The sequence below is a fragment of the Paraliobacillus zengyii genome (assembly GCF_003268595.1).
GTDB lineage: Bacteria > Bacillota > Bacilli > Bacillales > Amphibacillaceae > Paraliobacillus_A > Paraliobacillus_A zengyii.
Genome location: NZ_CP029797.1, coordinates 3,148,729 through 3,171,786, shown reverse-complemented (window position 1 = coordinate 3,171,786; position 23,058 = coordinate 3,148,729). Strand labels below are relative to the sequence as shown.

Below are 23,058 nucleotides of genomic sequence, written 5' to 3'. Positions count from 1 at the left end.
AACTATTAGCTAGTAAATAGTAATAATACAAGATAATGTGCTTATATGCATGTTATGATGAAATGACAATTAGTTAATAAAATGAGGGGGGAAAAACCATGTCTGATTTATATGTCTTTCTAGTATTAGCGATTATTATTGTGATAAGTGCAGTTTACACAAGATTGAGAAAAAAAGTGGGTTCAAGTTATGTCCAACAAAAGTTACAGGCGTTAAATGAGAACGAATACAAGATAGTCTCAGCTGTTCAACTACCAGAAGCGGAACGACTTGATCATGTGGTCATTTCGATATACGGAGTCTTTTTGATTAAAAGAGAAAATTATGATGGCTCTATTTATGGAAAGGAAACAGATGAAGAATGGCTTTTTCAAGTGAAAAAGAAACAGACACCATTCATTAATCCATTAAGAGCTAACGAACAAAGAAAGCAGCACGTAGCAGAATTTTTGCAATTAAATGAGAAGTACATAACGACTATTGTTGCCTTTTCGAACAAAGCTATTCTAGCAATTGATCCAAGTCTAATGAAGAATAAAACCGTCGTCTTGTATGATGATATCGTTGCAAGTATTGAGACGTATAAAACGCCACGCTTAAGTAAGGAAAACGTAACAAAACTAACGGAGAAACTGCAAACACTAGAAAAGGCTCACTCAAAGTGAAGCCTTTTCTAATGGAACATCTATTTTATGCAAATCAATAATGCGTTGATTACTACTGCCTCGAAAGGATAGTGTTAAGTCTTTTTTAGCTAAGATAAACGGCCCATCCACTAGTACGTCACAATAGGAAAGTAGCTCGCGTTGATGGACATCTTCTGCATCTATCAGCTGTTCGAGAGTATAACCGCTATATGCCCAGATATGTTTTCCTAAATCTTTCAATCGCTTTGCAACCTCTGCAACTTCTTTTGCTTGAAAAAAAGGCTCCCCACCTGATAAGGTCACATCTGTTAAAGGATTACTAGCGACCTCTTGGACGACTTCTTCTACGGACATCTCAATACCATTACGAATGTTCCAACTAGCAGGGTTATGACACCCTGGGCAGAAGTGAGGACAGCCTGCGAAAAAAATAACTGTCCGCAACCCTTCGCCATCGACAACGGAATCATGAATAATATTCATTACCCTCATTGCTTTGTATCCTTACTGCTTGTTTGGTGTTTGACACGTTGGCTTTCCTCTGCGCGTTTGGCAGAGTTCCACTTCTTCATGTCTCCAACAAGATAACCTGTGATTCGTCTGATCCGTTCGACTTTTTCTTGATCGTTATTATGACACTTAGGGCATTCGTTATCGATGATACCGGTATAGCCACAGCATGTACAACGGTCGACAGGGTGATTAATCGATCCGTAGCCAAAGTCATTCATTGACATCGTTTTAATCAGTGTATCAAGTGCTTTGGTGTTTTTTGAGACATCGCCATCACATTCAATATAGGAAATATGGCCACCATTACATAACTTGTGAAAAGCGCCTTCCTTTTTAATCTTATCAAATGCTCTTATTTTATAATAAACAGGTACGTGATAAGAATTTGTATAATAGTTACGATCAGTTACCCGAGGGATTTTACCGAATACAGCTTGATCATTTTTAGTGAACTTTCCTGACAAACCTTCAGCTGGTGTTGCGATTAACGAGAAATTTAAGTCATAACGCTCTGCAGCTAGATCAACGAACATACGCATATGTTCAACAATACGGTAGCCTAATTGATAGGCTTCATCAGACTCGCCGTGATGTTCACCTGTAAGTGCGACAAGTGCTTCAGCCAAACCAATAAAACCGATACTTAATGTGCCATGTTTTAAAACATCTGTTAACTGGTCACTTGCTTCTAACTGATCACTATCTTTCCAAACTTGTTGTCCGTAGAGAAAGGAGAAATGTTGTGCTTGTTTTTTTGCTTGAAACTGATAACGCTCGAGTAATTGTTTAATCGCAAGTGTCATATAATGATCAAGCTTTTCAAAAAATGCAGTTTCACTAGTTGTTAATAAAGCCATTTTCACTAAATTAAGCGAAGTAAACGATAAATTGCCACGTTGTACACCCGTCTCGTCTCCATGTCGATTAGCCATCACCCGTGTTCGACAGCCCATATAGGCTACTTCTGATTCAGGCGAACCGTCATAATAGGGATAATTAAATGTGGAATCGATAAAGCTAAAGTTTGGAAACAAACGTTTAGCAGTCGTTTCAAGTGCTAATTGATACAAGTCATAATTTGGCTCATCCGGTTCAAAATTAACACCTTTCTTCATTTTGAAAATTTGAATCGGAAAGATAGGTGTTTCTCCGTTACCAAGTCCTGCTTTTGTTGCGAGCAAGATATTCTTCATTACTAAACGACCTTCCATAGAAGTGTCCGTTCCATAATTAATTGATACGAATGGTACCTGGCCACCACCACGCGAGTGCATGGAATTGCAATTGTGGACAAAAGCTTCACAAGCTTGGTAAACATCACGATCAGTTTCATGCCATGCAATAGTTGCAATTTCTATACTTGTATAACGTGTCACATAGTTCGTCAAACGCTTTTTATGCTTTAAAAACGTTTTATATACATATGGTGCAAGATCAAAATCAAACATAGGGTAACTTTGTCCACCATGTTGCATGTTTTGATTAGATTGAAAAATAATAGACGCTAAAGCCATCGCACTTCCGATATCATTTGGTTCACGCATATAGCCATGTCCAGTATTAAAACCATCTTTTAAAATCTTACCAAGTGGAATCTGACAGCAAGTTGTCGTACCAGTTGGCATGAAATCTAGATCATGTGGATGGATGAAATTGTCTGCAATTGCTTGGCTGACATCCGTGCTTAACATTTTTTGTTTGGCATAATGTTTTGCTGCTTCTGATCCGAATTTCGACATCTGTCCCATCGGTGATTGGCCATCGACATTGGCATTCTCTTGGATAAGATCTTGATTACTTGCATAAACAATGTCGTCTAACGACTGTAATAGCATGTCTTCTGTTTCTATATGTGTGTGCATAGTTTATCACTCCGATTACAATATATTGTATTTATATACTGAAATAATCTATATATAGTACATATGAAATAGTTTAGCACGAAGATAGAACAGAAAACTGTGCGATATATCACAGTAGAAATTTTTTATCTTATAAAATAGAAAGAACGGATCCAGTGGCTAACTGAATCCGTTCCGATAAAGAAGGTGTGCTTATTGCTGTACAAATGTTTGACAATCAGTTTCTCTTTGGTTTGCAGCACTTTTACCATGATGGCTTACTACATAGATAGCTTCTGCGCTGCAATGATTCCCTTTCGCCCAGTACTTGCAATTGTGCACTTCACATAGAACATCTTTAGCCAATGCGCCCACCTCCTATGACAGTAGTTTATCAAGAACCATCAAAAATAATCCGTGTTAGTTATTGACAACTAAATCCTAAAATCCGTAAAAACTGTTTTCCAATTCATACAAAATACTATCGCCAATAATCAATAAAATGATCGCCATTGCAACATATGTTAGAACAACGCCGTAAAAAACATCAAGCCCACCTGTAGCAGGTGCTTTCTCTTTAATCGAAAAAACAGTCGCGAAACTCGCTATACTAGCAAGACTCATCGAAAGGATTAGTAAAATAATGCTGAAATCTTCAACACCTAAAATGGTGAATAAAACAGCAGCTAAAGCTGTCACTGTTGGTAAAACCATCAATATACCAAAACGAGTCATAACATTTAGAAAGGAAACGTCTGCTTTCATTAACTTTGCAACACCATATTTAACCGCAAGTAATAGCGCGAAAAAGATAATAAAAATAAAGAATGGCTTCACTACCATTTCAACAAATGGCGGTCTAAAATAAGATGATAAGCTAATATAAGAAAATAACGGAATCAGTAAAGAAAATAAAATCAGCGTAATCAGACCGTTTATTTTATTAGTTGGACCTGCATGTTTACTTGCCGCAAAAGGATTTGCTAATGCACTAGGAATGAAGTGCCAATATTGTTTGCTAATATCTTTTCCTTGCTGGACATAATCGGTTGTCTGACTAGGTGCTGTTCCTGTTGATTGTACAGGCTCTGTATCAGTGTTTTCCGTTTGTATGTGATCTATTTTCACCCCACAGTTTGTACAGAACTTTGCGTCTGACTCTAGTGGTGCTTGACAATTTGGACAATTCATTTTCATTTCCCCTTAGTTATAATTAATTTGTTTCAACAACACGTTCGACTGTGTTTTCATCATTAAATGACCAAAGGCCAGCATAATCAGCTACTAACCAGCTAGCTTCATCGGCTTGATATACGAATGTGATTTCCCATTCATTAATCTCCTCGGCGGTATCTATCTCTTCATCGTCTACATAGTAGGTTGCTGCATCATCGTAATAAAACGCAGCATTTACACTTAATTCATATGTATCGTCTGTTTGATACAAGTAGAAACTATCTAAATCAACAACAGCTTTTTTATATGTGCCAGTCCAACGCTCGTCCCAATCTTCCATATAGCTGTAGTTGCTATATGCTTCTTCCGTTATAAATGCATCTGTTGCTGTCGTGAATAAAGACGCATCCATTGCTTCACCAGCTAGCGCATAATCTTGTCCAAATGCATGGATGGTGTTAATGATATCTGTCTGCATTTCTTCATTAAAAGGATTAGGCACAGCTAAATCAATATAAGCATAATCAATTGGTGTTTTTTCAGTTGTTACATCTCCCCATGGGAAAGTCAAGACAGCGTGAGCTTCCACTGAACCATCTACTGAAACGGGACCAAAATCTTCGTCTTCTGAAATGTCTAGTTCGGTATCATTAACGAAGTAGCTAATTGAATCAGCGATTGAAGCGTATTCTGTGTTAAAAGAAACATATTCCCCGTAAAGTGAAAGATCAACGTATTGATCTTGATGATAAGGCTCTAGTAACTCAATGGTAGACTCATTCTCCAAAACAGTATAGTCATTGCTATAACTCGAACGTAACGTATATACGCCAGGTAAAACTGGTCCATACTCTTTTGTGAATTGATCTGCATCACTAGTTGCAATTTCCTCTTCTCCAAGAAAAAGTTTTGCATCAGTCATGTTCGTACCAACTTGAAAATAAAACGGCATCACTTCGATAAAATAGTTATCATAGATAAGAGCGGTCTTTCCTTCTTTTTCAAGTGAAAAAATAGTACTTGATTCTATTGTTTCACCTTGTTCGTAAGCATCTGCCTGTGATTCCAGTTCGTTAATAAAATATTGTTGGGCAGAAGGTGTTTCAGCGATCAACGTTAATAGTTCAGAAACTTTCTCTTCCGTGATATCTAACCGTTCATCACTTGTTTGTAGCATACTTGCAATTGTTTTTGCATCTTCTTCATGTAACGCTGTTTCAAACTTTTCGATGATGCGGTTCTTATCCGTCATATTCGCGCCGACTTGATGGCCCCCGATTAAAAGAACAAGTAAAGCAAGTACACTAATCGCGATTACTTTTTGCTTTTTAGTCGCTTGTCTTATCTTAGTTCCCCATGACGATCGAGCAGGTAGTTGTTTACTAACTTGCGGCTGTGTTTGTGTTCCGCATGCTGAACAAAACTGTGCATCATTTTTAAGCGCATGCCCGCATTCTTTGCAGTAATTCATCGTTGTCATCCTTTCATAATAAGATTGTCATACCAATTTTTAATTATAGCGTAAATAGGTAAAAGTCACCATAAGAATTTGTCGGGATTTGCTGAATTATGGAATAAACTTACGCTGAAAAATTGTCGGCTAATAGAAAAGGATATGTTAAGATAGACTCACACATGAAGGAGGGGTTTAGAAGATGGAACAAGCGGAAAGCGAGCAAATATTGCAAGCATTAGCAAAGTTAGCTGAAGTCGTGCCCACGGAAAGCGAAGTATATTTCCAGAGCGGTATGTCGCGTTAACATTATGTATCACGTACGTAAAATGTATCGTAATCTTGCTTTCGGAAGGAGCACGAAGTCAAATTTAACTCTGCGAAAGTTGCGCTTAATATATTTAAAAAACACAAAAAAAAGACCTCACACATCGTGAGATCCTCTTAACCTTTAATAAAAACGTTTAAATCCTTCAAAGTGGCTTGACCAATAAGAATTGTCTAGGCTTGAAATCTGAACACCACTTGATCCAGCATGAATGAAGCTGTTGTCTCCAACATAGATACCAAGATGGGAAATTCCTTTACGGTACGTATTCTCAAAAAAGACTAAGTCACCTAATTGAGGTGTATTCACATAATAAGAACGGTTATAATAGCCATCACTTGATAATCTACTAATTTCTTTACCTGCTTTATTATACGTATGATAGATAAAACCACTACAATCAAAGCCAGCACTAGGATTTGATCCACCGAATAAATAGGACGTACCTAAGTATGATTTTGCTTGTTCTAAAAGCTTTGTGACATCATAATCAACTGTTTTAGATGCAGTCTCAGAAGCGGAAGAAGAACTCGCAGATTCTGTCTTTGTCGCTGTTGTTCCGATAGAAAGAACTTGTCCAACACGAATAATATCAGAACTTAAGTTGTTTTGCTTTTTCAACTCAGTAATTGAGACGCTATACTTTTGCCCAATCTTCCACAAAGAATCACCAGATTTAACAGTGTACTTTGTTGCGGATGTTGTTTTAGAAGCTGTCTCTGTTGTTGCCGTTTTAGTATCTGTAGTTGTTGATGTTGATGTGGAAGCAGATGAAGAATTAGAGACTGTTAATACATCATTCGGATAGATCAACGTTGAATCAAGGTCATTCCATTTCATTAAATTACTTAAGGAAATACCATGAGCAGATGCTATTTTACTCAAAGAGTCACCTGATTTAACCTTATAAGTTGTAGCTTTTGAAGTTGTTGTAGATGTTGTCTTCTTTTCAGTTGTTGCTGTATTTGTCGTACTTGTTGTAGCTTTTGTTGTTTCTAACTTTTGGTTGGGAAAGATTATCGAACTTGATAGTTTGTTAATATCTAATAACTGTGTGACAGTTGTTTTATTTTTTTGTGCAATGGACCATAAAGAGTCACCTTTTTGAACGGTGTATGTTGCGGCGTCAGCAGTTGTTGCTGTGAAAGCAGTAGCGATAACTGCACCTGCAGAAAGACTTATCAATGTTTTTTTCACTATTTCACTCTCCTCTTTAAGTTGACTTGTACGCGTTTGTCTACTTTTGTATAGTATAGCATGAAGCGGTAAATTTTAGGGCTTATTTTGGTAGTTTTATGAATGCACTGTAATCCAGTTACTAGAAGGAGCAGGCCTACCTAAGAAGAAACCTTGTGCATAAGGTATATCTAACTGCTGTGCCATCTCCATTTCTGCTTTTGTTTCGATACCTTCTAATATCAAATCAACATTATTTTCATGACAATAGTGAAGAAAGAAGCGGACGAGGTCTTGTTTCTTTTTGGAAATGTCGAGTTGATCTGAGAATAAACGATCAAGCTTAATATAATCTGGCTCCATTTTAATGAGCATATCGAAGTTTGCATAGCCTTTTCCAACATCATCGAGCGCAATTGCAAATCCTTGTTGTTTAAGTGATTGAAGGTGCTGAAGAAAATTGTCGGGGTGTTCAATTAACTCAGATTCAGAAACTTCGAGTGCCATTTTGCTACTAGTTAGTGCTAGTTCTGTAGTTAATTGATCTAGAAATCTATTAAAATTCGGATGAGAAATAGTCGATGGAAAAACATTAATAAATAGTAACTGCCCCGTCTTAGAAAAGTCTGTTTCCTGATAGGTAAATAAGGCGTTATGAATTGAACGTGTATCTAAATCATAGAGTCTATTCGCTTTTTTTGCCGCTAGGAAGGCTTGTTCAGGATTTTGATAAACATTTGAACGTAGCAATATTTCATTACCAATCTTTTTCAAACCTTTCACATCAAAGATAGGTTGAAAAAAATGATGGAATTGTTCTTCTTCGATAAATTGATCAATTAACATAGGTACGCGCTCCTTTTCTTTTAGTATCTGCTGATAATAGCGGATATTTCATGTAGTTGGTTCACAGATATGTATGTTTAGTGGTTATGTAGCTTAAGGATTCGTTGCGCTCTCGATTCGTTAACCTAGTAGTTATCAATAACGTTTTATATAAAAATGCGTTTACATATTATTGGTTTATATTATACCAAAATCCGCCAAAAAACCAACTGTTTCGTCAAATAAATATCATTTTACCTATTATACACTATTACATGTTAGTAAATTATAACTAATGACATAAAAACAGGTTCCGCATAAGCGAAACCAGTCATCTATCGATCTATTATTCTTTAAAAGTACCTTCATAAACGGTTTCACTTAACGGGCGTCTTGGAGAAGGTGTTTCTCTTTCTTGCAAGACAGCAGATAGCGCTTCTTTCTCGCCTTGATAGCCAAGCGCGATGACAGCATGAAGATCATAAGTAGCGGGGATACCCAATACTTCACGTGCTTTCTCTTTATCAAAACCACCCATTGCATGTGTACTAAGGCCATTTTCCGCTGCTTGTAAAGCTAAGTAGCCCCAAGCTGTCCCGGCATCAAAAGTATGTGCCCCACCTGTTTGGTCTGAAAGTAATAAAATTAGAACTGGAGCTTGCTCACACCATGTTCGATTTCCATCCATGATAAAACGATGAAATTTCGCACGATCAGCGTCATTCCGTGCAATAATAAAGCGCCATGGTTGACTATTACCGCTTGACGGTGCCCAACGTGCAGCCTCTAATGTGCTGTAGAGTAGTTCTTCAGGTACCTCTTTATCTAAGAAAGAACGTGGTGACCACCTGTTAACAAACTGCGGGTGAATTGGATAATCAGCTTTGCGAGAGTTTTCGATTGACATTATTTATTCCTCCTAGTGTTACGCATCTGTTCAAAATTATAGAACAAATTGGAAACAGGAGCAACTTCTAAAGCTTTTCTATATAATAGGTAGAGAGTAAACTAAACCGTTTCTTACATAATAAAAATAATATGTAAAGGACCCTCATAAGAATAAATTTGGCAATATTTTTTATAGATGAATTTATAATAATAGTCCCAATTTGACAAATAGATATGATATAATTCCTTTTGTTACTTATTTCATAAAAATAATACATGATTATAATAAGCTTCAGGGGGATCATATCTATGGAAGAAACTATATCATTGAAAGAAATATTCGAGGTGCTGAAAAAGCGCTTAGTACTGATCATTATGCTTACCTTAGGAGCTGCACTTGTTAGTGGTTTTGTTAGTTACTTTCTCTTAACTCCTACCTATCAATCTACTTCTCAATTCATTGTAAATCAAAAATCAAGCGAAGACGATAGCGTCGATGTGAATGAAATTCGTTCGAATGTTGAAATTATTAGTACGTATAACGTTATTATTAAAAGCTCACGAATCTTAGATCAAGTAGTGGAAGAATTAGATTTAACCATTTCAGCTGGTACATTAAGTGAAAAGATCAGCGTAGCAAATGAAGATAGTTCACAAGTTGTGACTGTAACTGCGACTGACCCGGATCCAGAGATGGCAACGGCTATTGCAAACCAAACAGTAGAAATCTTTGAAAGTGATATTTTTGATTTAATGAATGTGGATAATGTTAGTGTATTATCAGAAGCGACAACTGCTGCAGATCCACAACCTGTTAGTCCGAATCCACCACTTAATATCGCAATCGCACTTGTCCTTGGTGCAATGGTTGGTGTGGGATTAGCCTTTCTGCTTGAATACTTGGATAACACGATTAAGACAGAAGAAGATATTGAGCACAAACTCGACTTGCCAGTGCTAGGTGTGATCTCACATATTACTGAAAGTGATCTAGCATCAACACATTACCCAACACAGGGCTCAGCGCGTAATCGAGAGAGGGGGAATTTCGGTGGCAAAACAAAGAAAACTAGCTAAAAATAATGTGATACGTCATTTGATTACAAAGTTGAATCCGCGTTCACCTATTTCAGAGCAATACCGAACGATTCGTACGAACTTACAATTCTCAGCAGTTGATGGCGAAATGAAAACGATGCTTGTTACATCTTCTGGACCCTCTGAAGGAAAGTCGTCAACCGTTGCAAACTTGGCAATTGTATTTGCCCAACAAGAGAAGAAAATCTTACTGGTTGACGCGGACTTGCGTAAGCCAACTGTACATTATACTTTCCGTGTCGACAATCGCAGAGGCTTAAGTAGTGTATTAGTAGGAGAAACAACGTTAGATGAAGCAATAGAAAAAAGCGACACGCCAGATTTGGATATTCTAACATGTGGTCCAATTCCACCGAATCCATCAGAATTACTTGGTTCACGAGCAATGGAGAAATTGATTCATGATGCTTCAGAACATTATGATTTGATAATATTTGATACACCACCTGTTCTTGCTGTAACAGACGCACAAATCTTAGCGAATATTTGTGATGGTGCATTGCTTGTTGTACGTAGTAAGCAAACAGAATATGAAGCTGCGCAAAAGGCACGTGAATTATTAGATCCAGCAAAGGCAAAATTACTTGGTGTTATTCTTAATGACAAAGAAATGAAAAAAGGAAGTAACTATTACTATTACGGTGGTAATTAACCTGTAACCTGTCACAATCTTGTGACAGGTTTTTTCTTTACATAAAAGTAAATTTATAGAAATCGACAAACACTCCTATCCATCGACATGGTGACTTGTGTTACGATTAGGCATAAAGTAATAGATTTAATTCAATGGGAGATGGGTAATATGATAGATATACATAGTTATATTTTACCTGGAGTTGATGGTGGAACAAAACACATGCAAGAAAGTATTGCAATTGCTAAAGCCGCTGTAGCACAAGGAATAGACACTATTATTGCAACACCAAAATATAAGGACGGGCACCACGATAACTTAAAGCAGGAGATTATCCAACAAGTGGCTATCCTTAACCAAAGACTGCAAGAAGAAGAAATAGCTTTAACAGTCCTACCTGGACAAGAGATTCGTGTTTATGGTGATATGCTTGTTAATTTCGAGAAAGATCATTTATTGTCTTTAAATGAAACGACAGAATACATATTAATTGAATTACCTAAAGACCATTTTCCATCTTATATAACTCAACTGTTTTATGATATGCAGATAAAGGGTATAAAACCGATTATTTCACATCCAGAAACGAATCCAATCATTCGAGAAGATCCAGACCTTCTATATAACTTAGTTAAAAAGGGTGCACTAACACAACTAGCAAGCGCTAGTATAGTCGGTAAAAACTCGAAAAAAGAGCAAAAATTTGCGATGCAACTGATTGAATCTAATCTTGCTCATTTTATCGGTTCAGAAGTGCGATCTTCTAAAAAATATATATTTCAGGATGCAATAATGAAAATAACCAAACAATTTGGGGATGAAAAGGCTTTTTATTTTATTGAGAACGCGGTCAGTTTAATAGAAGGTCATGAAGTAATGACTGACGAGCCATTACATATCAAGAAAAAAGGGTTAGGTATATTTAGAAAGTCGTAAGCATACCTTAGCAAAGTACATGCCACGAAAAGAGATTCTAAGCCATATAGGTTTAGGATCTTTTTGTGCACTACATTTTTCGTGGGAAATTCTCCAATCTATTACTTTAGTTATATGTATTCCTGACTATAGTCTGGTAAAACTAGTATATAGAGTTGATGATAAAGCTTCATTACACAGACTGACAGTATATTCTCAGAAAAGTTAAGCCAATCGATATAAAGTGACAAAGCTTCTAATCCATTGACACATGCTAGTGTGCTAACCTAATTGAAATAACCCTAAATCGAGATAGGAGATGTTCATATGATCGATATAAACTGCCACATCTTACCTGGAATAGATAATGGACCGAAACATATTGAAGAGAGCGTAGCTATTGCTAAAACTGCTTTAGCACAGGGGATTGAAACAATAGTCGCAACCCCAAAACATATGAATGGACAATACCATAATTTCAAACAACAGATTATCCAACAAGTAGACACACTTAATCAAAGACTTCAAGAAGAACAACTAGCGTTAACCGTGCTACCAGGACAAGAGATAAGAATATATGGCGAAATGATTGAAAGCTTAGAGAAGGATCACTTACTTACTATAAATGAAACACCGGGATATTTGTTAATGGACTTGCCGAGCAATCACATTCCAGCTTATATGATGCAGCTTATCTTTAATTTGCAAATAAAAGGATACAAGCCAATCATTGCACACCCAGAAACGAATCCTTTTATCAGAGAAGATCCCGATCTGTTATATGAACTAGTAAAACAAGGAGCACTTGTTCAATTAGCAACTGACAGTATTATAGGTAAAAATTCACGAAAAACACAAAAATTCACACTGGAAATTATGAAAGCTAGATTAGCACATTTTATTGGCTCAGAAGCGAGTAAAGCTTCAGGTTATTCATATCAAGAAGCTTTAAGAAAAGTACGGAAACATTTTGGGAATGAGATGACTTATTTGTTTTATGAAAATGCCATGTATTTGACCAAAGGTGAGGCAGTTATTACCGAAGAACCAGTCCGGATGAAAAAGAAACGTTTGGATTTCTTGAATAAATAACGGTATAGTTATTTAAGATGACCAATAGTAATATAAATGCAGACTCTATTTCAATAGCGAGTAAAAACCTTCTACTTTAAGTGGAAGGTTTTTCTGTTTAATCAACATTTTTAGATAGCCACAAACATTAACAGAAATTCACAATGCAAACTATAGGAAAAGGCTTATTATTAACGCGAATATGTTGTATACTTGACGAAAGATAAGCTTTTGATTACAGCTCATTAAGAATTACTGGAAAAAAAGTAGTTCAATATACATGCGTGTTAGGTCACAGAATTAAAAGGTATAGTTAAAAAGTCACAAATTTCGACAATCATTTTATAGGAAAACGTTACAAAACGTATTTCATTTTCATAATTCGACTGTTATACTGTAAATATTGTTTTGGAAGATTAATTTCTATAATAGAAAGAGGTTGGAGCATTATGATCGACATTCATTGTCATATATTACCGAATATCGATGATGGGGCGAAACATTTGGAAGATAGTGTTGCAATGGCAAAAGCTGCAGTAGCACAAGGTATCGATACGATTATTGCTACACCACATCATAAGAACGGTAGCTATAACAATACCAAGTCAACTATTCTACCTCTTGTTGAGCTAGTAAATGCTAGATTAGAAGAAGAAGAGGTACCATTAACTGTTTTACCAGGACAAGAAACACGTATTTATGGAGAAATGGTTGAAGACTATGATCTTGGAAAAATACTACCCTTAAATCAAACGAGCGACTATCTATTTGTCGAACTCCCTTCCAATTCTGTACCGCGTTTTACCAATCAACTTCTATTTGATATGCAAGTGCATGATTTAAAACCGATTATCGTGCACCCAGAAAGAAACAAAGCGATTATGGAACATCCGAATTTGTTATTTGAAATGGTTCGAAATGGTGCATTAACCCAAGTTACCGCTGCAAGTGTCGCAGGTAAGTTTGGGAAAAAGATCAAAAGCTTTAGTCTAGATTTAATTGAAGCAAACTTAACCCATTTTATTGCATCAGATGCACATAACATCACAACAAGAGGTTTTCGTAATCAAGAAGCGAATACAGTAATCAAAGACACATTTGGTCATGCGATGCTGTATTATTTTATGGAAAATGCACAATATATTGTAGAGAATCAAACCGTAATCGGACAAGAACCAGAACGAATAAAAAAGAAAAAGTTTATGGGTCTCTTTTAAGAAATTAGTAGATCCGAAATGACACTAAATTATAGAACGCAGTAAGGGAGATAACACTAATGAAAAAAGTAAGAAAAGCAATTATACCAGCAGCAGGATTAGGAACTCGTTTCTTGCCAGCGACGAAAGCAATGCCAAAAGAAATGTTACCAATTGTTGATAAACCAACGATTCAATATATCGTTGAAGAAGCGGTTGCTTCAGGTATTGAAGATATCATTATCGTTTCGGGTAAAGGGAAACGTGCAATTGAAGACCACTTTGACAATTCGCCTGAACTGGAGCGTAATTTAGAAGAGAAAGAGAAATTTGATTTATTACACAAGGTACGTCATTCTTCTAATCTTGCGGATATTCATTATATTCGTCAGAAAGAACCAAAAGGTTTAGGACATGCTGTCTGGTGTGCGCGTAAATTCATTGGAGATGAACCATTTGCTGTACTTTTAGGCGATGACATCGTTCAAAGTGATGTTCCATGCCTAAAACAACTAATCAATGAATATGAAGACACACAATCATCTGTAATTGGTGTACAACAAGTACCAGAAGATCAAACACATCGTTATGGTATTGTCGATCCTAAAGAACAAAATGGTAGACGTTATCAAGTGAATAATTTTGTCGAGAAACCGGCAAAAGGTACAGCACCATCGAATTTAGCGATTATGGGACGGTATATCTTCACGCCTGAAATTTTCCGATTCCTTGATCGTCAACAAGTTGGAGCTGGTGGAGAAATTCAGTTAACTGATGCAATCCAAATGTTAAATGAAATTCAAAAAGTATATGCGTATGATTTCGAAGGACGTCGCCATGATGTAGGAGAAAAGCTAGGCTTTATCCAAACAACAATTGAATATGCATTACAAGATAAAGAGATCGGCTCGGATGTAAAACAATTACTTCAAAAAATTGTTGGAGAAATGAAAACAACATCAAAATAAACAAAAAGTATCAGTAGAGAAAGTAGGGATCTTTCCCATGTCTTATCGAAAAAGGATGACATTTCTAATATTACTCGATTCGATAATTGTAACGACAGCAATTTTTATTGCTGCATGGCTTGTCTATCCATCGAGTTCCGTTTGGTCGATGGATATGATAGTCATCAGTTCGATTACATTATTATTCTTTCATCACCTTTATGCGATACTTTATAAGCTTTACCATAAAGTATGGGCATATGCTAGTGTTGGAGAATTAACATCGATTGTAAAAGCAATTACCTTATCGATTATATCAACAGCAATTATTCAATTCTTGATAAATGACTTTACGATTTATCGCCGTGCTTTCGTTATTACGTGGATGCTTCACATAATTTTTATTGGAGGTTCACGTTTTTTTTGGCGCGTTTTCCGAGATCGTTTTATAGTTTCAAACAGTAATCAAAAACGCACATTAATAGTAGGAGCTGGAGCTGCAGGTGCGATGATTGTTCGTCAGTTGAAAAATGAACCACAGAATACAGATCTTAATCCAGTGGCTTTTGTTGATGATGATAGCAACAAACAAAAAATGCAATTATATGATATTCCAGTGTCAGGATTTACGAATGACATACCACAGATAGTAGAAAAAATGAAAATTGATCATATCGTAATTGCCATTCCATCCTTAAGTAATGGGGAACTGAATGAAGTTGTTACGATGTGCAATCAGACCAATGCTAGAGTGCAAATGCTTCCAAGAATTGAAGACTTAGCAAGTGGTCGTGTTTCCGTAAGTGCATTACGTAATGTTGATGTGGAAGACGTTTTAGGACGTCCGTCAGTACAACTAGATCTTGGTACTATTTCAGAATTTGTTACAAGTCAAACAGTTATGATTACTGGTGCTGGTGGTTCAATTGGTTCCGAGATTTGTCGTCAATTGATGGCATTTAATCCAGATAAAATATTACTCGTTGGTCATGGTGAATTTAGTATTTATTCAATTGATATGGAGTTACGTGAAACTTTACAAGATAAAGATACAGAAATCATACCAATTATAGCTGATGTACAAGATCGTAAACGGATATTTGAAATTGTTGAAAGATATCAACCGACGATGGTTTATCATGCAGCAGCGCATAAACATGTCCCATTAATGGAATATAATCCACATGAGGCAATTAAAAATAATGTAATTGGCACGAAAAACGTTACAGAAGCATGTGATACGTATGGGGTAGATACATTTGTATTAGTCTCAACCGATAAATCAGTTAACCCGACGAATGTAATGGGTGCGACAAAACGTTTAGCTGAAATGGTCGTACAGAACTTGGCCAAACAAAGTAAAACAAAATTCGTTGCGGTACGTTTTGGTAATGTTTTAGGTAGCCGTGGAAGTGTTATCCCACTATTCAAAAAACAAATTGAAAAAGGTGGACCAGTTACAGTCACACATCCTGATATGACACGTTACTTCATGACGATTCCAGAAGCATCACGTCTTGTAATCCAAGCAGGAACATTAGCTAAGGGTGGAGAGATTTTCGTACTAGACATGGGTGAACCTGTTAAAATCGTTGACCTTGCGAAAAACTTGATTAAACTATCTGGTTACACAGAAGACGAAATTCCAATTGAATTCTCCGGTATCCGACCAGGAGAAAAAATGTTCGAAGAATTATTAGATGATAATGAGGTCCTTCCTGGAGAAGTGTACGAAAAAATATACGTTGGTCGAACAATAGATGTAGAGATGGGAAGATTACTAGATTTAATTGAACAGTTTGAAGGTTATACGAAAGAAGAAGTGAAAGAAGCGTTGATGGCGATTGTTTATGCCGAGAAAGAATTGAAGGCTGTTGAGGGATGATTTTTTAACATTACCTCTATTCATATCATTGTGATTAAGGAGGTTGGCATTTGCTTGGAAAGATTTTAAATTCCAATTAAGTACTAAGCTACTAAACTAAACTTCTGGGAGTGTAATAGATCATGTATTTAAAAATAAAAAGACTATTAGATATTGTTCTCTCATTAATAGGTTTATTACTTCTATCACCAATATTTATAATTCTTATCATAGCTATTAAACTGGATTCAAGAGGACCAGTATTTTTCAAACAAAAACGTGTTGGCATTTTTAAGACTCATTTTTATATGTTGAAATTTCGTACTATGAGGATAGATACCCCAAAGGACATGCCAACGCACCTATTGGATAATCCAACCCAGTATATTACCAATATCGGTAAAATCATGAGAAAAACTTCTCTTGATGAACTTCCTCAAATTTTGAACATTCTTGTTGGTCAAATGAGTACTATAGGTCCTAGACCCGCGCTTTGGAATCAGTTTGATCTTATAGAAGAGAGAGATAAATATAATGCTAATGATGTTCCACCAGGTTTGACTGGTTGGGCACAGATTAATGGTCGAGATGAACTTACTATTGAAGTGAAGTCTAAATTAGATGGAGAATATGTTGAGAACATAAGTCTTAGAATGGATGTTAGATGCTTCTTTGGGACAATTCTAAGTGTGGTTAAGAGTGATGGTATCATTGAAGGTAGGAATAAATCTCATGAGGAAGTTGTGAGCACTAAAAAGAATAAGGTTTGATATTTACAGTCATTGAAAATGTTTAATGAATTTTGGGGGATTATGTGCTAATGAAGATACTAGTTGTCTGCCAATATTACTATCCTGAACCTTTTCGTATTACTGATATATGTGAAACACTTGTAAAAATGGGTCATGAAGTAACTGTGCTGACAGGTCTTCCTAATTATCCAGAGGGACGAGTGCTTGATGAGTATCGTAATGGTAAGAAAAGGCATGAAGTAATTAAGGGCGTAAAAATTATAAGAAGTTATGAGATTGGTAGAGGTAGTAGTAAAATAAAACTTTTTCTGAATTACTTTAGTTTTGCTATATCAGCATCTTTAAAAGCATTATTTATGAAAGAAAAATTCGATGTGGTATTCGTAAATCAACTTTCACCAGTTGTGATGAGTATCCCCGCAATAATTTATAAGAAGAAAAAGAAGAAAAAGATATTACTTTATAGTCTTGATCTATGGCCTGCTAGTTTAGCGGCTGGTGGAATTAAAGAAAATTCAATATCGTATCAGTTTTTTTTAAAAGTCTCAAGATGGATATATAGTTCACCAGATTTAATTTTAGTTACTTCTAGTATGTTCAAAAAATACTTTGGTAGTACTCTTGGAATTAAAACCGAAATTATACGTCATCTTCCTCAATATGCTGAAGATTTATTTACCACTGAATTTAATTCAATATCAGATTCTAATGATTATAAATATATATTTGTGTTTGCAGGAAATATTGGTGATATGCAAAGTGTTGAAACAATAGTTAAAGCGGCTAATGAATTAAGTGATTATCCAGATATAGGGTTTTATATAATTGGAGATGGATCCAAGTTAGAAGAATGTAAGATAATCAGTAAAAGCTTAGGGCTGAAAAATGTTAGGTATTATGGAAGACTTCCTTTGAGTGAAATGCCAAAGTATTATAGTATGGCAGATGCAATGTTAATAACCCTAAAAGATAACAAAAACCTTTCTTATACACTTCCTGGTAAAGTCCAATCTTATATGGCAGCTGGTAAACCCATAATAGGAGCAATTAACGGTGAGACAAGACGTGTAATAGAAGAATCAAATAGCGGATTATGTTGTGCTGCAGAGGATTATAAAGGGCTAGCAAATATAGTTATTGAGTATTGTAATAGTAGTGAAAAAGAAAACATGGCTAGTAACTCATATGATTATTACATTGAGAATTATAGTAAAGAGAAATTTATGTCGATATTAGAGAACACCCTAAAAAGTCTTGGAGGGATAATAGATGTTTAAGAATAAAACGCTACTGATAACTGGTGGTACAGGATCTTTTGGTAATGCTGTTATGAAAAGATTTTTAGATACAGATATAAAAGAAATTCGTATATTCTCACGAGATGAGAAAAAACAAGATGACATGCGTAAACTCTATAAAAATGATAAACTTAAATTTTATATAGGTGATGTACGTGATTTAGCAAGTGTAAAGAACGCAATGTATGGTGTTGATTATATTTTTCATGCAGCCGCTCTTAAACAAGTTCCATCATGTGAGTTTTTTCCTTTAGAAGCAGTAAAAACTAATGTTCTCGGTACGGAAAATGTTTTAAATGGTGCAGTGGAGAGTGGAGTTAAAAAAGTAATTTGCTTGTCTACTGACAAAGCTGCTTACCCTATTAATGCAATGGGGATTTCTAAAGCCATGATGGAAAAGGTTTTTGTGGCTAAGGGTAAGACAGTTGATCCCGCTGAAACTCTAATCTGTGGTACACGCTATGGAAATGTTATGGCTTCAAGAGGGTCTGTTATTCCACTATTTATTGAACAAGTTAAAAATGGGCAACCCTTGACGGTTACTGATCCTAACATGACAAGGTTCTTGATGAGTCTTGATGAGGCCGTCGAATTAGTAGTATTTGCATTTGAGAACGCTGAAGCTGGAGATATCATGGTCCAAAAATCACCAGCGTCAACTATCGGAGATTTAGCAAAAGCTGTTAATGAGTTATTCGATTCTGATAATGAAATAAAAACAATTGGTACGCGCCATGGTGAAAAGTTATATGAAACTCTTTTAACTAGAGAAGAGCATGTTGTTGCAAAAGATTTAGGTGGTTTTTATAGAGTACCTGCTGATAAGAGAGATCTTAACTATGATAAGTATTTCGAAGAAGGTGACCAGCAGTTATCCACTGAAGAAGAATATAATTCTCATAACACTGAGAGATTAAGTATTGAAGCAATAAAAGATAAATTATTAATGCTAGACTTTGTTCAAAATGAATTAAAAGGTTGGAATAAATAATGAAGATACTAGTAACTGGTGCCAAGGGTTTTATCGGTAAGAACCTTGTAGCAGAATTAAGGAACCAAAATTATACTGACATCTTTGAATATAATAAGAACACTAATCCTGATTTACTCGGTGATTATTGTAAAGAAGCTGACTTTGTGTTTCATTTGGCTGGAGTCAATCGACCTAAGAATGAGTCAGATTTTATGGATGGCAACTTTGGATTCACATCAATTCTGTTAGACACGCTAAAAAGACAAAAAAATACTTGCCCAGTTATGATTTCTTCATCAACCCAAGCCGAATTGGCTAACGGATATGGTATCAGCAAAAAAGCGGGGGAAGATTTACTTTATGAATATAATAAAGTCACAGGAGCAAAGGTTCTAGTTTACCGTTTTCCTAATGTTTTTGGTAAATGGTGTAGACCAAATTATAACAGTGCAGTAGCTACGTTTTGTTATAACGTATCTCATGACTTACCTATCACTCTTAACGACCCTAGTGTTGAGATGAAGTTGGTATATATTGATGATGTGATCGAAGAATTGATCAATGCATTAAAAAATAAAGAAACTTCGTCTGGTGATTTTTGTAGGATTCCGATAGTTCATACTCTTACTCTTGGGAAAATTGTTGACTTAATATATTCATTTAAAAAAAGTCGAGAAGAACGATCAATTCCAGATATGTCTAATTCATTTGAAATGAAATTGTATAGTACTTATCTCAGTTATTTACCAGAAGATAAATTCAGTTATGACCTTAAGATGAATGTAGACCAGAGAGGCTCCTTTACAGAGTTTATTAAGACTCCAGAAAGAGGTCAAGTTTCTGTTAACATATCAAAACCTGGTGTCACGAAGGGTAACCATTGGCACCATACAAAAAATGAGAAATTTCTTGTCGTAAGTGGGAATGGCGTCATTCGCTTTAGAGAAATCAACTCTGATGAAGTCATTGAATATTTTGTAAGTGCAGAAAAAATGGAGGTAGTTGATATACCAACGGGCTATACCCATAATATAGAAAACCAAGGTGTTACAGATATGGTCACTATTATGTGGGCCAACGAGCCATTTGACCCAGAGAAGCCAGACACATACTACCTGGAGGTATAACTAATGAAAAAGTTAAAAGTTATGACAGTTGTAGGTACTAGACCAGAGATTATAAGGTTGTCAGCTGTTTTAAATAAATTAGAAGAATCAAATGCAATTGAACACACGCTAGTTCATACTGGACAAAATTATGATTATGAATTAAATGAAATATTCTTTAGGGATTTTGGCCTGAAAAAACCTGACTTTTTTCTAAACGCAGCTACAGGAACAGCAGTAGAAACTATTGGTAATATTTTAGTCAAGATCGATCCTATTATGGAAGAAGTTAAGCCAGATGCTTTCTTAGTCCTAGGAGATACAAATAGTTGTTTATGTGCAATTGCAGCAAAAAGAAGGCAGATTCCAATTTTTCATATGGAAGCTGGAAACAGATGCTTTGACCAACGAGTTCCCGAAGAAACGAACAGAAAAATCGTCGATCATACAGCTGATGTTAATTTAACTTATAGTGATATTGCAAGAGAATATTTGTTAAGAGAAGGCCTCCCTGCGGATAGAATTATTAAAACGGGAAGTCCAATGTTTGAAGTGCTTCACTCTAGAAAAGCTGACATAGAGAAATCAGATGTACTAGAGAGATTGGAGCTACATGAAGAAAAATATTTTGTAGTATCAGCTCACAGAGAAGAAAATGTGAATTCAGATATAAACTTCTTAGATTTAGTTGTTAGTTTAAATGCGATTGCTGAAAAATATAATATGCCTGTTATTGTAAGTACACATCCTAGAACTAGAAAGATGATTGAGACTAAAGGAATAGAGTTTAATCCTTTAGTGAAAACTATGAAGCCATTAGGGTTTAATGATTATGTCAAGCTACAAATTAAAGCTAAAGCGGTGCTTAGTGATAGTGGAACGATCAGTGAGGAATCTTCCATTCTTGGATTTAGAGCACTTAATATTAGACAAACTCATGAAAGACCAGAAGCTATGGAAGAGGCTTCAGTTATGATGGTTGGACTGAAAAAAGATAGAATATTACAAGGCCTTAAAATCTTAGAAACTCAAGAAACTGGTACATTAAGGCTTGTTGAAGATTATAGTATGTCTAATGTATCCGATAAGGTAGTTAGAATACTTCTATCATATACAGATTATGTGAATAGGGTCGTGTGGGGGAAATATAGTGAGAATTTTACAAATTAACTCTGTTTGTGGTGTTGGAAGTACAGGAAGGATTACAACGGATATACATTCTATCTTAAAAGAACAGGGTCATGAAAGCTATGTTGCTTATGGAAGAAATAATCCAATGAATTGTGAATCAGCTATACGGATAGGAAATAAATTTGATAACTATTCCCATGTAGCTAAGACAAGAATACTTGATAAACATGGTTTTGGATCTCGAAGAGCTACTAAGAATTTTATTGAAAAGATAAAGTTCTTAGATCCGGATGTAATTCATTTGCACAACATTCACGGATATTATATTAATATTAAAATTTTGTTTGATTATCTAAAAGAAATTAATAAGCCTGTTGTTTGGACTTTACATGATTGTTGGGCATTTACTGGTCATTGTACTCATTTTGAATATGTAGGTTGTGAATGTTGGAAGGTAGATGGTAATCATATTTGTTCTCAAAAGAGAGAATATCCTGCAAGTCTATTTATTAATAATTCAAAAAAAAATTACAAAAAGAAGAAAGAAGCCTTTACGGGAGTGAAAAATTTAACTATTGTTACCCCTTCAAATTGGTTGAAAAATATAGTGAAAGCTTCTTTTTTGAAAGAGTATCCAGTTAAATTGATAAATAATGGAATAGATATAGATGTTTTTAAACCATCAAAAGGCACCTTTAGATCTAGATACGGACTTGAAAATAAATTTATTCTTCTAGGTGCCGCAAGTACTTGGAGTGAAAAAAAAGGTTATAACTTTTTTTTAGAACTTTCTTACAATTTAGAACAAGATGAAAAAATAGTTTTAATTGGATTATCAGAAAATCAAAAACAGAATTTACCTAATAATATTTTAGGTATTACAAGAACTAATGATATTAAAGAATTGGCAGAAATATATTCTTCAGCCGATGTATTTGTTAATCCTACTCTAGAAGAAGTATTAGGTTTAACTAATTTAGAGGCATTGGCATGTGGAACTCCTGTAATCACCTTTGAAACAGGTGGAAGTATTGAGTGTATAGATGATTCTTGCGGCATAGTTGTAGAGAAAGGTAATATGTATAAAACACTTGAAGCTATTAAGATTATAAAGACAAAATATAAATCATTTTATAGTATGAGTTGTATTGATCGTGTAAATAAGCTATTTAGTAAGGAAGATAAATATAGCGAGTATGTAGAACTATATGAAAATTGCAGGTGAA

General features: G+C 35.4%; 22 protein-coding genes. 14 read left to right on the top strand and 8 right to left on the bottom strand.

The genetic code is table 11. The features are described 5' to 3' along the window. Positions 1-98 precede the first annotated feature (98 nt). Complete coding sequence (locus DM447_RS15770) at positions 99-665, top strand: nuclease-related domain-containing protein (protein ID WP_112182145.1); 567 nt, start codon at positions 99-101, stop codon at positions 663-665. On the opposite strand, the gene nrdG is transcribed toward DM447_RS15770, so the two are convergent. The 8 genes from nrdG to DM447_RS15730 all read right to left on the bottom strand — a co-directional run bounded on the left by nrdG (position 657) and on the right by DM447_RS15730 (position 8,866). Continuing rightward, entirely contained in the window at positions 657-1,139 is a 483-nt protein-coding gene (gene nrdG / locus DM447_RS15765) for an anaerobic ribonucleoside-triphosphate reductase activating protein (protein ID WP_112182144.1), read from the bottom strand. The genes DM447_RS15770 and nrdG overlap by 9 nt on opposite strands. Then, a complete protein-coding gene (locus DM447_RS15760; RefSeq protein ID WP_112182143.1) occupies positions 1,136-3,022 on the bottom strand; it encodes an anaerobic ribonucleoside triphosphate reductase in 1,887 nt (628 codons plus the stop codon). The genes nrdG and DM447_RS15760 overlap by 4 nt, the downstream gene beginning before the upstream one ends. Before the next feature lie 192 nt (positions 3,023-3,214). Next, positions 3,215-3,367, bottom strand: coding sequence for a DUF1540 domain-containing protein (locus tag DM447_RS15755; RefSeq protein WP_112182142.1), 153 nt, complete (start codon positions 3,365-3,367; stop codon positions 3,215-3,217). A 75-nt stretch (positions 3,368-3,442) separates the two neighbouring features. Further along, a complete protein-coding gene (locus DM447_RS15750; RefSeq protein WP_157967868.1) occupies positions 3,443-4,192 on the bottom strand; it encodes a zinc ribbon domain-containing protein in 750 nt (249 codons plus the stop codon). A gap of 22 nt (positions 4,193-4,214) precedes the next feature. Then, positions 4,215-5,648: a zinc ribbon domain-containing protein gene (locus DM447_RS15745; protein ID WP_157967867.1), complete on the bottom strand. Its 1,434-nt coding sequence runs from the start codon at positions 5,646-5,648 to the stop codon at positions 4,215-4,217. Positions 5,649-6,081: 433 nt separating this feature from the next. Continuing rightward, positions 6,082-7,155: a C40 family peptidase gene (locus DM447_RS15740; RefSeq protein ID WP_112182139.1), complete on the bottom strand. Its 1,074-nt coding sequence runs from the start codon at positions 7,153-7,155 to the stop codon at positions 6,082-6,084. Between the two features lie 96 nt (positions 7,156-7,251). Beyond that, positions 7,252-7,980: an EAL domain-containing protein gene (locus DM447_RS15735; RefSeq protein WP_112182138.1), complete on the bottom strand. Its 729-nt coding sequence runs from the start codon at positions 7,978-7,980 to the stop codon at positions 7,252-7,254. A 325-nt stretch (positions 7,981-8,305) separates the two neighbouring features. Continuing rightward, positions 8,306-8,866, bottom strand: coding sequence for a nitroreductase family protein (locus DM447_RS15730; RefSeq protein WP_198663178.1), 561 nt, complete (start codon positions 8,864-8,866; stop codon positions 8,306-8,308). A gap of 290 nt (positions 8,867-9,156) precedes the next feature. Between DM447_RS15730 and DM447_RS15725 the strand changes: the two genes are divergently transcribed. The 13 genes from DM447_RS15725 to DM447_RS15665 all read left to right on the top strand — a co-directional run bounded on the left by DM447_RS15725 (position 9,157) and on the right by DM447_RS15665 (position 23,057). Continuing rightward, the gene (locus DM447_RS15725) at positions 9,157-9,924 is read left to right on the top strand and encodes a YveK family protein (RefSeq protein WP_112182136.1); all 768 of its coding nucleotides are present in this window, start codon (positions 9,157-9,159) and stop codon (positions 9,922-9,924) included. Continuing rightward, a complete protein-coding gene (locus tag DM447_RS15720) occupies positions 9,899-10,597 on the top strand; it encodes a CpsD/CapB family tyrosine-protein kinase (protein ID WP_112182135.1) in 699 nt (232 codons plus the stop codon). Before DM447_RS15725 ends, DM447_RS15720 begins: the two co-directional genes overlap by 26 nt. Positions 10,598-10,747: 150 nt before the next feature. Continuing rightward, positions 10,748-11,515: a tyrosine-protein phosphatase gene (locus DM447_RS15715; protein WP_112182134.1), complete on the top strand. Its 768-nt coding sequence runs from the start codon at positions 10,748-10,750 to the stop codon at positions 11,513-11,515. Positions 11,516-11,821: 306 nt separating this feature from the next. Beyond that, positions 11,822-12,586, top strand: a complete 765-nt coding sequence (locus DM447_RS15710) for a tyrosine-protein phosphatase (RefSeq protein WP_112182133.1) — start codon at positions 11,822-11,824, stop codon at positions 12,584-12,586. Between the two features lie 428 nt (positions 12,587-13,014). After that, entirely contained in the window at positions 13,015-13,782 is a 768-nt protein-coding gene (locus tag DM447_RS15705; RefSeq protein WP_112182132.1) for a tyrosine-protein phosphatase, read from the top strand. 59 nt (positions 13,783-13,841) lie between these two features. Then, a complete protein-coding gene (galU, locus tag DM447_RS15700; protein WP_112182131.1) occupies positions 13,842-14,729 on the top strand; it encodes a UTP--glucose-1-phosphate uridylyltransferase GalU in 888 nt (295 codons plus the stop codon). Positions 14,730-14,766: 37 nt separating this feature from the next. Beyond that, a complete protein-coding gene (locus DM447_RS15695) occupies positions 14,767-16,593 on the top strand; it encodes a polysaccharide biosynthesis protein (protein ID WP_112182130.1) in 1,827 nt (608 codons plus the stop codon). Between the two features lie 122 nt (positions 16,594-16,715). Then, on the top strand, positions 16,716-17,342 hold the full coding sequence (locus tag DM447_RS15690) for a sugar transferase (RefSeq protein ID WP_112182129.1): 627 nt from the start codon (positions 16,716-16,718) through the stop codon (positions 17,340-17,342). Between the two features lie 50 nt (positions 17,343-17,392). Next, positions 17,393-18,601 carry a glycosyltransferase family 4 protein gene (locus DM447_RS15685; protein WP_112182128.1) on the top strand — a complete coding sequence of 403 codons (1,209 nt, stop codon included), beginning with the start codon at positions 17,393-17,395 and terminating at the stop codon, positions 18,599-18,601. Beyond that, positions 18,594-19,613 (top strand): polysaccharide biosynthesis protein, encoded by a 1,020-nt coding sequence (locus DM447_RS15680; RefSeq protein ID WP_112182127.1) that lies wholly within the window; start codon positions 18,594-18,596, stop codon positions 19,611-19,613. The genes DM447_RS15685 and DM447_RS15680 overlap by 8 nt, the downstream gene beginning before the upstream one ends. Further along, complete coding sequence (locus DM447_RS15675; protein WP_112182126.1) at positions 19,613-20,722, top strand: capsular polysaccharide biosynthesis protein CapF; 1,110 nt, start codon at positions 19,613-19,615, stop codon at positions 20,720-20,722. The genes DM447_RS15680 and DM447_RS15675 overlap by 1 nt, the downstream gene beginning before the upstream one ends. A 3-nt stretch (positions 20,723-20,725) precedes the next feature. After that, positions 20,726-21,871: a non-hydrolyzing UDP-N-acetylglucosamine 2-epimerase gene (wecB, locus tag DM447_RS15670; RefSeq protein ID WP_112182125.1), complete on the top strand. Its 1,146-nt coding sequence runs from the start codon at positions 20,726-20,728 to the stop codon at positions 21,869-21,871. Further along, the gene (locus DM447_RS15665) at positions 21,852-23,057 is read left to right on the top strand and encodes a glycosyltransferase (protein ID WP_112182124.1); all 1,206 of its coding nucleotides are present in this window, start codon (positions 21,852-21,854) and stop codon (positions 23,055-23,057) included. Before wecB ends, DM447_RS15665 begins: the two co-directional genes overlap by 20 nt. Position 23,058 lies beyond the last annotated feature (1 nt).